Below are 13,412 nucleotides of genomic sequence, written 5' to 3'. Positions count from 1 at the left end.
AGCAGGTTCAACTATTTCTATCCATTGCGCAATTCTATGTATGCCTCGGCCTGCATGAGCATTTCCAGCAGTTTGGGATCGGCTTTTGCTGCCGCTTCAACGCTGAACAGACTATCGAGATACGCATGGTAAGCTTCGGCAATCTCCGCTTCCTCGAACTCTTCCCAGAAAAACGGATAGAGCAGGTAGATGTGCCGGTCGACAAGTTCCATCGCCATCTGCAGCTTGGCCGGCTCTTTTTCCAAAGACTCTTCCAAACGCATGCGGATCCCGAGCAGCCGGCTGTCTTTCAATGGGTCTGGCAATTCCTCGATTGCCAATTCATTGTGATAGTAGAATTTTTCTACGCGCACAGTCCCGCTTATCTGTTGTTCACGAAGCATGAGCAGCAAATAGGATTTTGCCACCCAATCCACTTCAGGGTGCCCAATCAGTTCTATCAATTGGTTCTTCATGGCTTCATAAGCTTCTTTCGGCAATTCGGTCACACGTTGCTCTTGCTCGGCAGCGCTGAGCGGCAGAAATTGCTCCAAGCTGAATTGGCCCGTTTCCTTTTTGGCCGAGGCGGTGCTTTCGGCAATGCGTTCGTTCAGATCGCGCAATTGGTGGAATTGCTCCAAACGCTCTTTCGGCAGGACATTTTCCTCAATCAGCACTTCGATCATCTTCTCGGCTTCCTCGAATTCCTTCACTTGCATTAAAATGCTTATGTATAGCTCCATCGTCTCCAAATAATGGATCGGCCCAATGCGCAGCAATTCCTGTACCACTTCGAGCGCTTCCTCGAATTCCCCCAGCTCGTACAAGCTGTATGCGTAGCCACCTAGCGCCGCTGCATGTTCCGGCTCGTAGACGAGCACTTGGTATAACTTATCGCGCGCATCATCGTATTGTTCATTCTTTAAACTGGTCATCCCTTCCGATAGCAGCCGTGTGACTGTCGTCGGGAAAACGATGACATTGCCCCTGCGCTTCAAATCCCCAAACTTCTTCCGCATCCTACCACCTCTTTGTCCATTCATCATACCATAGGAAAATGCACTGTGAAAACGAAAGCCGGCGCTATTTTGCGCCAGCTTCCTTGCCGTTCAAGACCAGTTTGTAAGTGACTTCCGCTTTCAAGGAATGGGCCACCGGGCAATACTTCTCCCCGCTCACTTCGATGGCATGCCAGGCTTTCTCCTGGTCGATGTCGCCTTCAATGATAAACGTCACCATGATCGCCAATAATTCCTTCGGCGGGTTCCGGCGCTTGTCTCCTTCCGTGACGATTTCGATGGAGCGCACGACTTTCATCTTTGCGCGCAAGATCATCACGACGTCCATGCCGACACATCCGGCAAGCGATCCGAGCATCGCTTGCATCGGAAGGATTCCTTGATCGTTCCCGACTCCTTGATGGGCATCCATCCGGAGGGTGTGCCCACCCTGTCCCGTAGCTTCAAATACAAAATCCCCTTGCCATTTCGTGCTGAGTTTCAGTTGATCGGTTTCCATGCACAACACACCCCTCACAGCTTTTTATTAGTGTATCACCTGAAGCTGCGGTGTTCATCTGTTAAATGAAAAAACTGCCCGCGCATCAGCGGGACAGTTTCATGAAATGATAGTATGCATTGCAACATACGCCATATAGCAGACGACTTCACGCGCGAAGAACGGGGCGATGTTCGTAAAATCCTTGAATTCGGTTGATGGCGTCGGCGAAGAATGGGCGTCGATTCCGGCGTGTTCTGCCATGAGCAGCGCACGCTTCATATGTAAGGGATCGCTGACGACAAGAAAACTCGACAAGCCATTTTCTTTGGCTACTTCACCGGCGAAGAGGAAGTTCTCTTCGGTTATGAGCGATTCGGTCTCGATCAGGATATCTTCTTCAGGGATATTATTGCGGATCGCGAAATCCCGGCTCACGACCGACTCGGCAAAATCCGCCCCATCTGTAATGCCGCCTGTAAAGATGATTTTCTCGACATAGCCCGCTTCGTATAAATCGATGGCGTGGCGGATGCGCTGCTCGAGCACCGGAGAGGGCTCCCCGCCGATGACTTTCGTGCCGAGCACGATCGCCGCGTCGGCTTCCAGCAATTCCGATTCACCGGAAAATGACCAGATGCTCACCGCCGTTGCAGCGATCAGGATGAGTTGGATAAATGAAAGAACAAGCAAAATCCGCTTCCAATATTTTTTGAACACCTTACATTTCCACCTTTAGGTCTGTTTTTTCTCTATCTTTTTCCATTATACGTCATGCCACACAAATAAACAGCGAAAAATCAAATGTCCATCATTTTTACACATGCACTTTCCATCAAATAAAAAACCTTGTTTCCCCATAATGGGAAAACAAGGTTTGGAACGTCCCAGGAGGGATTCGAACCCCCGACCGACGCCTTAGAAGGGCGTTGCTCTATCCAGCTGAGCTACTGAGACATGACTTTCCTCACGAAAGACAATTTTAATTATAGAAATCATCCAGAGAAAAGTCAATGCTATTTCAAAAAAATATCTTTTTTCTTATTTCAGCCACTCCGGCATTGCTTCGCTGAGCTTGCTGAGCGCCTGTCCTCGGTGAGAAATCGCCGCTTTTTCTTCGGGTTCGAGCTCCGCCATGGCACGTTCCTGGGCAGGCACGTAAAAGATCGGGTCGTAGCCGAAGCCGTTGTCACCCCTGCGTATGCGCAAGATCTCGCCTTCACAGGAACCAGAGAACGTCTGCGTCTCTTCCCCAGGAACCGCGACCGCCAACACGCAGCGGAAACGCGCTGTGCGTTCACCGTCCGGCACTTTCGCCAATTTCTCCAGCACTTTATCGATATTGGCATCGTCGCTTTTCTCGCCTCCCGCATAGCGCGCGGAATAGACGCCGGGCTCGCCGTCCAAGGCGTCGATCTCCAGGCCGCTGTCGTCGGCGATGACCGGGATGCCGAGTTCTTTTGCGACCCCTTCCGCCTTCAGTATGGCATTGGCTTCGAATGTCGTGCCGGTTTCTTCGATATCGAGGTCTTTTGCGATATCTCTCAAGGTCAGCACTTCATAGCCCAGAGGGGAGAGCAAGGTTTCGAAGTCTTTCGCTTTTCCTTTGTTCTGTGTCGCAATGACGATTTTTTTCATAATGCCGTCTCCGCCTTTTCGCCGATCCGCGCAGACAAATCACCGATCGCTTGTTTTTGGATCTGGATCAATTGCCGGATTCCGGCTTCGCCGAGGTCGAGCATCTCGTTCAAGTCCTTGCGGCTGAATGTCGCTTCCTCGCCGGTGCCTTGCATCTCGACGAATTCGCCAGATCCGGTCATGACCAGGTTCATATCGACCGCTGCCGTGGAGTCTTCTTCGTAGTTCAAGTCCAGGATGGCTTGCTTATTGCTGTTGATGCCGACGCTTGTGGCAGCCAAATAATCCGTCACCGGGAATACCGGCACATCCAATTTGCCGAGCGCGATGGTCATCGCGATAAACGCCCCGGTGATGGAAGCAGTACGCGTCCCCCCGTCCGCCTGGATGACGTCGCAATCGATCCATAGCGTGCGATCACCGATCTTCTCGAGGTCCACGACAGCACGCAATGAACGTCCGATCAGGCGCTGGATTTCCATCGTGCGCCCGCCGAGCTTGCCGCGCGTCGCTTCGCGCTGGTTGCGGCTACCCGTTGCGCGCGGGAGCATGGAATATTCCGCTGTTACCCAACCTTTGCCTTGCCCTCTCAAGAAGCTCGGGACACGCGATTCGATTGTCGCTGTGCAGATCACTTTCGTCTGGCCCACTGTAATCAGGACCGATCCTTCCGGGTGGATCAGGTAATCCGTCTCCACTTCCACCGGGCGCAGTTCATCTGCTTGTCTATTATCAATTCTTGTCATCATTGAATCCTCCTCATGTACTCAAAAAATCTTACCATAATTCTGCTTTGACGACAAAAACCCGGCGGCTAGGCCGTCAGGTTTTCGGGAACTTGATCGAACGGATGCACGGATCGTCGATGGCAAGCCACTTTCGTATGATCGTGCGGAAAATCTCCGTCGAACCGGACGTATAAAATTGATGGACGGGCGGTTTGCGGCGGTCCGCAAATTTATCCTGATAGCTCAAGTGGCGCGATACATCCTTAGCCGTCTCCTGGGCCGACGACAGCACCGTCACCGTATCACCGAGTTCCTGCTCGATAAAGCGCTGTAACAACGGATAATGGGTACATCCGAGAATGGCGGTGTCGAACTCCTTGGATTTGATTGCCGATAAGGTTTCCGCCACCATGCGCCGGGCGAACTCCCCTTCGTACTCATCACTTTCAACGAGCGGGACAAAACGCGGGCATGCCAATTGGATGACATCCGACGCTGAGACGAGCGACTTGAGCGCTTTTTCGTACGCTCCGCTTTTTACGGTCCCTGCCGTGCCGAGCACCGCGATTTTCTTCGTCGAAGAAGACTTGATGGCAGCGCGGGCTCCCGGAAAAATGACGCCGATGACCGGGATCGGCAATCTCTTCTGCAAGGAATTGAGCGCTGCCGCCGTTGCCGTATTGCAGGCGATGACCAGCATCTTGATATTCATTTTCATGAGCGCTTCTGCCATTTGCCACGTATAGCGCCTAACTTCCGCAAGGGGTCTCGGGCCATAAGGGCAGCGTGCATTGTCGCCGATGTAACAGATTTTTTCGTTTGGCAAAAGTTCCATGATTTCCTTGGCGACGGTCAACCCCCCGACGCCCGAATCGATGACTCCGATTGGCGCATTCAATGTCATAGCCCCGCTCCTATTTCATGTTGATATGCATTTTCTCCAACAAGCTTGAAAATTGCTCGACTTCCTCTTCGCTGAAGTCTTCGAGTACTGCCTCTAAATAATCCTGGCGCTTCTTGATCACTTCTTCGATGATCCGCTCGCCCTCTTCCAATAATTTAATGCGCACCACACGGCGGTCCTGCTCTTCGCGGATACGGACGACCAAATCGTTCTTTTCCATCCGGTCAACCAGGTCGGTCGTCGTGCTGAACGCCAAGAACATTTTGTTCGACAAGTCGCCGATGGTCATGTCGCCATGTTCGAACAGCCATTGAAGCGCCACGAACTGCGGCGGCGTAATGGTATACGAATTCAGGATTTCGCGGCCTTTCTGTTTGATGATCCCCGATATGTAACGCAATTCCTTTTCCATAAATGCCACACGCTCCAAGTCGTGGCGGCGGTTTGAGTTGTCTTCAGTCATGGACTTGGTTCACTCCCTAGCTACTGGTATTTTTTCCATAATGACGCTTTCGTCCCAATAAGGCAAGGATTGCTTCATTTGCCGGAGGAAGCCAAACTCCCGCTCCGCAACATCACCTTCTCCGCATCGCTCCATGGATGGCCTTTGCCGCTAGTTTTGGAGATTTGGACGATTGCGCCCCTGCCGGTGAAACACGTCTCCTGCTCATCGTTCACTGCCCAATAATGGACATCTGCGGAAGAATTCCCGATCGTATCCACTTTGACATAAATCTTCAATTGTTCGTCGAAGAATACCTGCCGGACGAAATCGACTTGCATATCCGCCACGACGGGAATCAAATCGCTGTCCTTGGAGAGCCATCTTTGCATCAAGCCGATCTCTTTCATGAACTCGATCCGCGCATACTCGAAATAGGCGATCGGGACCGTGTTGTTGACATGGCCGAACATATCCGTCTCTGAAAATCGCACGTGCACCGGTGCATAAAACGAAAAGCCTTCCTGCCATTTGTTTAAATCCTCTATGTAAGACGCTCTCATTCCAGTTCCCCCTGTATATGTTACTCATTTTGTAAGTATAGCAAAAACTCGCGCAAAGAACATCAGTTTCAGCCAAGCTTGGGCATTTTCAGGTGAAACAAAAAAACTCCGCCTAAAAGGCGGAGTGTGGATCAGTCGACCATGTGATCGCTTCCGAAGAAGTTGCGGAACATTTGGATGTTCGTGTCGCGGTTCAAAGCTGCGATGGAAGTCGTCAAAGGAATGCCTTTCGGGCAAGATTCCACGCAGTTCTGGGAGTTACCGCAATCCGCAAGGCCGCCTTCACCCATGATCGCGTTCAAACGCTCGTCACGGTTCATGGCACCTGTTGGATGCGCGTTCATCAAGCGGACTTGGGAAAGCGGAGCCGCACCGATGAAGTCGGATTTGTCGTTGACGTTCGGGCACGCCTCGAGGCATACGCCGCACGTCATGCATTTAGACAATTCATAAGCCCATTGGCGTTTGCGCTCAGGCATACGCGGACCTTCGCCAAGGTCATGCGTACCGTCGATCGGCACCCACGCTTTGACTTTTTTCAACGAATCGAACATGCGGCTGCGGTCTACGATCAAGTCGCGGACGACCGGGAATGTCTTCATCGGCTGAAGGCGGATTGGCTGTTCCAGCTGGTCGACAAGAGCTGTGCACGACTGGCGCGCTTTGCCGTTGATGACCATTGAACATGCGCCACATACTTCCTCCAGGCAGTTCATGTCCCAGTTGACTGGCGTCGTTTTCTTCCCGTCCATGTTGACCGGGTTGCGCCGGATTTCCATCAATGCGGAAATGACGTTCATATTGGCGCGATATGGTAATTCGAACTTTTCCCAGTACGAATTTTCGTCTGTGGAATTGCGGCGTTCGATTTCAAAAATAACCGTTTTTGCTGCTTCACCCATGGTAAATTAGCTCCCTTCTTTATTACTATGCTTTCGCGGAATAATCGCGTTTGCGTGGCGGGATCAAAGAAGTGTCGACATCTTCATAATGGAAGATCGGCTCATCGTAACCGTTGAATTTCGCCATTGTCGTCTTAAGGAATTCCTCGTCATTACGTTCCGGGAATTCCGGCTTGTAATGAGCACCGCGGCTTTCGTTGCGTTTCAATGCGCCAAGCGTGATGACACGTGCTAAATGTAGCATATTTTTCAGCTGGCGTGTAAACATAGCCCCTTGGTTGCTCCAAAGTTGCGTATCCGTCATGCTGATGTGGTTGAAGCGTTCGAGAAGCTCCTGGATTTTGCGGTCCGTTTCTTCGAGGCGATCGTTATAGCGCACGACCGTCACGTTGTCCGTCATCCATTCGCCAAGCTCTTTATGCAGGATGTAGGCATTTTCAGTTCCATCCAATGCCAGGATCTCTTCCCATTTACGCTGCTCTTCAGCTTCGTGCTTCTCGTAAATATCGTTTGGAAGATCTTCGGCCAGGACGTCCAAGCCTTTGACATAATCCAAAGCGTACGGCCCTGCAACCATTCCGCCATAGATGGCAGACAATAGCGAGTTTGCGCCAAGACGGTTTGCGCCGTGCTGCGAGTAATCGCACTCACCAGCTGCAAGAACGCCAGGGATGCTTGTCATTTGATGATCGTCGACCCATAGCCCGCCCATTGAATAATGGACAGCCGGGAAGATTTTCATCGGTACTTTGCGAGGGTCGTCACCTGTGAATTTCTCATAGATTTCGATGATCCCGCCCAGTTTGATGTCGAGTTCTTTTGAATCCTTATGGGAAAGGTCCAAGTACACCATGTTCTCGCCGTTGATGCCGAGCTTCTGGTTAACGCACACATCGAAGATTTCGCGAGTCGCGATATCACGTGGCACGAGATTTCCGTAAGCCGGATATTTTTCCTCGAGGAAGTACCAAGGCTTGCCGTCTTTATACGTCCAGATCCGTCCGCCTTCACCGCGTGCAGATTCTGACATCAAGCGGAGCTTGTCGTCGCCAGGGATCGCTGTCGGGTGGATTTGGATGAATTCGCCGTTCGCATAGTATGCGCCTTGCTGATAAACGATCGATGCTGCAGATCCTGTGTTGATGACAGAGTTCGTGGATTTTCCGAAGATGATCCCCGGTCCGCCGGTTGCCATGATGACCGCATCCGAACGGAACGATTTGATCTCCATCGTCGTCAAGTTCTGTGCAGTGATTCCGCGGGACACGCCGTTATCGTCAAGAACCAGGCCAAGGAATTCCCAGCCTTCGTATTTCGTGATGAGCCCAGCCACTTCATAGCGGCGGACTTGCTCATCGAGTGCATATAGCAATTGCTGGCCAGTGGTAGCACCGGCAAAAGCCGTTCTGTGGTGCATCGTGCCGCCGAAACGGCGGAAGTCAAGAAGACCTTCCGGCGTCCGGTTGAACATGACGCCCATGCGGTCGAGCAAACGGATGATGCCAGGTGCTGCATCCGCCATCGCTTTGACCGGCTTTTGGTTCGCCAGGAAATCACCGCCGTAAACGGTGTCATCAAAGTGAATGTCCGGTGAATCCCCTTCACCTTTTGTATTCACCGCACCGTTAATGCCGCCCTGTGCGCACACAGAGTGGGAGCGTTTAACGGGAACGATGGAAAATAGGTCGGCAGGTGACCCTGCTTCGGCAACTTTGATCGCTGCCATTAGACCTGCTAGGCCCCCACCGACGATAGAAATTTTGCCTTTCGCCATTGTAGTGTTCACTCCTCTTTTAATTCACCAATGTTTGGGACATCCTTAAATGAATGCAAACAATGCTCTGATACCAATGATCGATAATACAATAAAGACTAGAAGTGTGAAGTAAGTTGAGTAGCGCTGTGCTTTCTCCGAAACCGTGATTCCCCACGTCACAAAGAAAGACCACAATCCGTTCGCCAAGTGGAACGTCGCGGACAGGACACCCAATACGTAGAAGGCGAACATGAACGGATTCGACAGGATGTTTTCCATCATGTTGAAATCTGCCTCTGCTGCACCAATCGCAACTTGGAACCTTGTCTCAAACACGTGCCATGCGATAAAGACCACAAGGAAAACCCCGGTGTAACGCTGTGCAACAAACAGGATGTTGCGCATGTAGCTGTAATGCCCCGGGTTGTTTTTCGCTGTGAACGCTATGTATAATCCGTAGAAAGCATGATACATGAGCGGCAAGTAGATGACGAAAATCTCCAGGAAGATGACGAATGGGAGATTTGCCAAGAAGTGGGCAGCTTGGTTAAACGCTTCCACGCCTTGCGTAGCGAAATGGTTGACGATCAAATGCTGCGTCAAGAACAAACCGATTGGAATGACCCCGAGTAAAGAGTGCAGCCTGCGCATTAAAAATTCACGATTGTTATCCAAAAATTTTACCCCCCTCAAAAACTTTAGTTGGCACCGCAAAACTTTCCTATATCAGGAAAATATCTCTGCGATACTGCAAGCATCATGTACAAGAATATGACATATTTATTGTACTCCCCACTTTTGGGAGCGTCAAGGCAAGGAAAGCTTTTTGGGCGCATACTGTCCGGGCTTTTGGAAGGCGTTTTGGGATATTAAATAGGAAAGAATTCACGAAAAGCTATATTTTTATTTTAAAACAAGCGGGATACAGGCATCTGTTCCGAGCTTTTATGAGCAAATATAGGGCCATAATGGCAAGATTTCAAATTTGAACAAATTGTGAATTTTTACACAAACTTTCGGAAACTTATAAAAGCCCTGCCAAGTGTAGCGCTTCCTGAAGGTCAGGCTAAAATGCCAACTTTCAGGACGCACCACCCAGCAGGGCTTTTGCTTACTGTACTGTCGCTGGCGTCAGGCCGTATGCATCGTGGAGCGCATTTGCCGAGCGTTCCATCTCACTCGCCGGCACGACGACAGACACTTTGATTTCGGATGTGCTGACCATTTTCACAGGCACGTTCTGCCCGCGGAGTATGTCGAACATCTTCGCTGCGACGCCGGGATTCGACACCATGCCGGAGCCGACGATCGATACTTTCGCCAAGCCGGTTTCGATATCGAGGGCGTTGTAGCCGATCTGCTCCTGCGCTTTCGACAACACGCGCTGCGCTTCTGCCAGGCTGTCTTCCTTGATCGAGAACGAGACGGACGGCGGAAACTCCTCACTGATGCTTTGGACGATGATGTCGACATCGATCAGCTGGTCCGCCAAGACCGTGAATATATTGGCAAGCGACCCATTAAACGGCTTGGTGTAACTGACAGTGATGCGGGCGATGTCGTTTTCGAATGCCACACCACGCACGATAAGATTTTTTTCCACAGTGATCACCTCTTGTATGATAGTCCCCGGTTCATCCGAGTAGCTGGCCCGCACAGAGAGGGGCACTTGGTTGTTTTTGGCGAATTCCACGGCTCGCGGATGAAGGACTCCCGCTCCGAGGTTCGCCAGTTCGAGCATTTCGTCGTATGAAATCTGTTCGAGCTTGCGCGCGCCTGTAACATAACGCGGGTCGGACGTGTAGACCCCGTCGACATCCGTGTAGATCTCGCACTTCTCAGCGCCCAAAGCAGCCGCCAGCGCTACCGCAGTCGTATCGGATCCGCCGCGGCCGAGCGTCGTGATGTTGCCGTTCTTGTCGACGCCTTGGAAACCTGCGACTACGCAGAACAAGCCGAGATCGAGCGCCTCTTCCAAGCGCTGCGTATGGATCGTCTCGATACGAGCATTGCGCGGGACGGATTCCGTTTCGATGCCCGCCTGCCATCCCGTGAAACTCAAGGCATCATGGCCGAGTTCTTTAAATGCCATCGCCAATAGCGAGATGGTCACTTGTTCCCCTGTCGCGAGCAGCATGTCCATTTCACGCTTAGGCGGCTCGGCGGAAATCTCCCCGGCGAGGCCGAGCAGCGTGTCCGTCGTTTTGCCCATCGCCGACACCACGATGACGACGCGCTTGCCTTGCTGTTTTTCACGGATGGCACGCTTTGCCACGCCCACGATTTTCTCCGGGGACGCCACGGACGTCCCCCCGAATTTCATTACGATTGTTGTCATTCTCTTCACTCCCACTTAAAGTAAGTGGCCCTCAATAAAAAAGAGGCAACTTGCCGATTGCCCGGCAAGCTACCTCTCTTCTCATGTACGATTTCAAGCGTCCATGTGAGATAGCCCTCCAGAGTCAAACTCTGACAGCCCTGCATCTCTTAAATGCAGGACCAGCATACGCGCAAGCAGTGCGCGTAAACTTCGGCGGGCGTCCCTTTCGGCATCCTTCACAGATTCTGCAAATCTCGGAATGCTTACTATTGACGTCCGCTCCTCTATCATCACTTTTTACAAGTGATTCAATTGTGTTATTACAATACCATGAAGTTATTCCTGTTGCAACGGCTGTTCCTTGAAATGCCGTTCGATTTCAGCTGCCAGCTTCTCGGGGATCCCCGCTTCTTGGATTTCGCCAGCTGTCGCTTCCTTGATTTTCCGGACGGACCCGAAATGCTTGAGCAATTGCTGCTTGCGTTTCGGGCCGACGCCTTGGAGCCCATCCAACGCCGATTGAATCGAATTCTTGCCGCGCAATTGGCGGTGGAATGTGATGACAAAACGGTGGACTTCGTCTTGGATGCGCTGCAATAAATAAAATGCTTCACTTGTGCGTTTGAGTTCCACCATTTCGATCGGGCTGCCGTACAAAAGTTGAGACGTTTGGTGCTTGGCATCTTTTGCAAGGCCCGCAATCGGGATATCGAGCCCGAGTTCGTCTTCAACGATTTCACGTGCCGCTTCGATCTGGCCTTTGCCCCCATCGATGATGATCAAGTCGGGCAGCGGCAATCCATCCTTCAACACACGGCTGTAACGCCTGCGGACCACTTCACGCATCGCCGCATAGTCATCCGGTTTTTCCGCGGAACGTGTCTTGTATTTCCGGTAATCCTTCTTCGATGGCTTGCCGTCGACGAAGACGACCATCGCCGATACGGCATCCGCCCCTTGGATATGGGAATTATCGAATGCTTCGATGCGCAGCGGCGTGTGGATGTTCATCGCATCGCCCAGTTCATTGCAGGCACCGACCGTCCGTTCTTCCTGGCGCTCGAGCAGCTGGAACTTTTCTTTGATGGCGATTTCCGCGTTTTTTTGCGCGAGTTGTACCAAATCTTTTTTCTTGCCGCGCTGCGGGACAAGCACTTTCGCGCCGAGCCATTCTTTCAGGAATACTTCATCTTCCGCTTCCGGAAGCAGGATTTCATTCGGTTTGATGTGATCCGGCTTTTCATAGAACTGGCCGAGGAAGGTCAAGAATTCCTCTTCCGGGTCGCGGTACAACGGGAACATCGACACTTCGCGCTCGATCAGCTTTCCCTGCCGCACGAAAAATACCTGTACGCACATCCAGCCCTTGTCGACAGCGTAGGCAAAGACGTCGCGGTTGGTAAAATCATTCATGGCCATTTTCTGTTTTTCCATGACCGATTCGATATGGCTGATCTGGTCTCGGTATTCTTTCGCCCGTTCGAACTCCAGATTCTCCGCCGCCTCGCTCATCTTTTCGGTCAGCTCCTGCTTCACTTCGCGGAAGCCGCCGTTCAGGAATCGGCTGATGCCGTCGATCATTTCCCTGTACGTATCTTTTTCCACCGGCTTCACGCAAGGCGCAAGGCATTGGCCGAGATGGTAATACAGGCAGACGCGGTCCGGCATTGTATGGCATTTGCGGAGTGGATACAAACGGTCTAGCAGCTTTTTTGTCTCACTTGCCGCGTAGGCGTTCGGATAAGGGCCAAAATATTTCCCTTTGTCTTTTTTGACCTGTCTCGTGATGACCAATTTCGGATGGCGTTCGCCCGTGATTTTCAAATACGGATAGGTCTTATTGTCTTTCAGGCGAATATTGTATTTCGGATCATGCTTTTTGATCAAGTTCAATTCAAGGATCAATGCTTCTTTGTCGGAAGACGTGACGATGTATTCAAAATCCTCGATTTCATTGACAAGGCGCTGTGTTTTCGTGTCGTGGCTGCCTGTGAAATAGGAACGCACACGGTTCTTCAACACTTTCGCCTTGCCTACATAGATGACCGTCCCTTGCCGGTCCTTCATCAAATAGCAGCCTGGCTGGTCCGGCAAAACTGCCAATTTATGTTGAATCATTTCATTTTTCATTTCCTCACCCTATTTAAAAAACCGGGTTCCACGAATGGGACCCGGTTTTGGAATTATGCGTGTTTTTCAACCAATTCAGCCAAAGCTTCTTTCGGACGGAAGCCGACTACTTTATCGACTGTTTCGCCGTTTTTCATCAAAAGAAGTGTCGGGATGGACATGATGCCGTATTCGCTAGCTGTCTGTTGGTTTTCATCAACATCCAATTTCACGATTTTCACTTTATCGTCCATATCCGCATCGAGTTCTTCAAGAACTGGAGCGATCATTTTACAAGGCCCGCACCATGCTGCCCAAAAGTCTACCAATACGAGTCCTTCTGAAACTTCCTGTTTGAAATTCTGGTCTGTACCTTTAACGATTGCCATGTATAATTCCTCCTTAAGTGATAACCAAACTATATTTCGATTATAGCAGACGTGATTTACGCTAGCTATTTATTTGCCTAGTCCTTCCATACCCGGCTGTTGTTTCCGTTAAACTGCCTCGGTTTGATGCAGTCAATGTAATTAAAGACCAGGAGATTCCGCTGCAGGGGCACGCTTTCCGCGGA

14 protein-coding genes, 1 tRNA gene and 1 riboswitch are annotated in these 13,412 nt (G+C 51.2%); all 15 genes read right to left on the bottom strand.

Annotated elements, in window-relative coordinates; all coding sequences use genetic code 11:
• Positions 1-17 precede the first annotated feature (17 nt).
• Complete coding sequence (locus BBI15_RS07110; RefSeq protein WP_068868926.1) at positions 18-998, bottom strand: tetratricopeptide repeat protein; 981 nt, start codon at positions 996-998, stop codon at positions 18-20.
• Between the two features lie 64 nt (positions 999-1,062).
• The gene (locus tag BBI15_RS07105; protein WP_068868925.1) at positions 1,063-1,497 is read right to left on the bottom strand and encodes an OsmC family protein; all 435 of its coding nucleotides are present in this window, start codon (positions 1,495-1,497) and stop codon (positions 1,063-1,065) included.
• Between the two features lie 99 nt (positions 1,498-1,596).
• Positions 1,597-2,196: a YdcF family protein gene (locus BBI15_RS07100; protein WP_068868924.1), complete on the bottom strand. Its 600-nt coding sequence runs from the start codon at positions 2,194-2,196 to the stop codon at positions 1,597-1,599.
• A 163-nt stretch (positions 2,197-2,359) separates the two neighbouring features.
• Positions 2,360-2,433, bottom strand: a tRNA-Arg gene (locus BBI15_RS07095).
• Positions 2,434-2,517: 84 nt separating this feature from the next.
• A complete protein-coding gene (locus BBI15_RS07090) occupies positions 2,518-3,114 on the bottom strand; it encodes an XTP/dITP diphosphatase (RefSeq protein WP_068868923.1) in 597 nt (198 codons plus the stop codon).
• Complete coding sequence (gene rph, locus BBI15_RS07085) at positions 3,111-3,860, bottom strand: ribonuclease PH (RefSeq protein WP_068868922.1); 750 nt, start codon at positions 3,858-3,860, stop codon at positions 3,111-3,113. The genes BBI15_RS07090 and rph overlap by 4 nt, the downstream gene beginning before the upstream one ends.
• 76 nt (positions 3,861-3,936) lie before the next feature.
• The gene (gene racE / locus BBI15_RS07080) at positions 3,937-4,740 is read right to left on the bottom strand and encodes a glutamate racemase (protein WP_068872537.1); all 804 of its coding nucleotides are present in this window, start codon (positions 4,738-4,740) and stop codon (positions 3,937-3,939) included.
• Positions 4,741-4,756: 16 nt separating this feature from the next.
• On the bottom strand, positions 4,757-5,209 hold the full coding sequence (locus tag BBI15_RS07075; protein ID WP_068868921.1) for a MarR family winged helix-turn-helix transcriptional regulator: 453 nt from the start codon (positions 5,207-5,209) through the stop codon (positions 4,757-4,759).
• Between the two features lie 74 nt (positions 5,210-5,283).
• Positions 5,284-5,751, bottom strand: a complete 468-nt coding sequence (locus BBI15_RS07070) for an acyl-CoA thioesterase (RefSeq protein ID WP_068868920.1) — start codon at positions 5,749-5,751, stop codon at positions 5,284-5,286.
• A gap of 131 nt (positions 5,752-5,882) precedes the next feature.
• Positions 5,883-6,653, bottom strand: a complete 771-nt coding sequence (gene sdhB, locus BBI15_RS07065; RefSeq protein ID WP_068868919.1) for a succinate dehydrogenase iron-sulfur subunit — start codon at positions 6,651-6,653, stop codon at positions 5,883-5,885.
• A 25-nt stretch (positions 6,654-6,678) separates the two neighbouring features.
• Positions 6,679-8,427, bottom strand: coding sequence for a succinate dehydrogenase flavoprotein subunit (gene sdhA, locus BBI15_RS07060; RefSeq protein WP_068868918.1), 1,749 nt, complete (start codon positions 8,425-8,427; stop codon positions 6,679-6,681).
• Between the two features lie 45 nt (positions 8,428-8,472).
• Complete coding sequence (locus BBI15_RS07055) at positions 8,473-9,084, bottom strand: succinate dehydrogenase cytochrome b558 subunit (RefSeq protein ID WP_068868917.1); 612 nt, start codon at positions 9,082-9,084, stop codon at positions 8,473-8,475.
• Between the two features lie 436 nt (positions 9,085-9,520).
• A complete protein-coding gene (locus tag BBI15_RS07050) occupies positions 9,521-10,747 on the bottom strand; it encodes an aspartate kinase (protein ID WP_068868916.1) in 1,227 nt (408 codons plus the stop codon).
• 103 nt (positions 10,748-10,850) lie between these two features.
• A riboswitch (Lysine riboswitch) is annotated at positions 10,851-11,024 on the bottom strand.
• A 41-nt stretch (positions 11,025-11,065) separates the two neighbouring features.
• Positions 11,066-12,859 (bottom strand): excinuclease ABC subunit UvrC, encoded by a 1,794-nt coding sequence (gene uvrC, locus BBI15_RS07045; protein ID WP_068868915.1) that lies wholly within the window; start codon positions 12,857-12,859, stop codon positions 11,066-11,068.
• A gap of 53 nt (positions 12,860-12,912) precedes the next feature.
• Positions 12,913-13,227, bottom strand: a complete 315-nt coding sequence (trxA, locus tag BBI15_RS07040; RefSeq protein ID WP_058381042.1) for a thioredoxin — start codon at positions 13,225-13,227, stop codon at positions 12,913-12,915.
• Positions 13,228-13,412 lie beyond the last annotated feature (185 nt).

The organism is Planococcus plakortidis (assembly GCF_001687605.2).
In the GTDB taxonomy this organism is placed as follows: domain Bacteria; phylum Bacillota; class Bacilli; order Bacillales_A; family Planococcaceae; genus Planococcus; species Planococcus plakortidis.
This window is presented reverse-complemented; position numbering and strand designations above follow the sequence as displayed.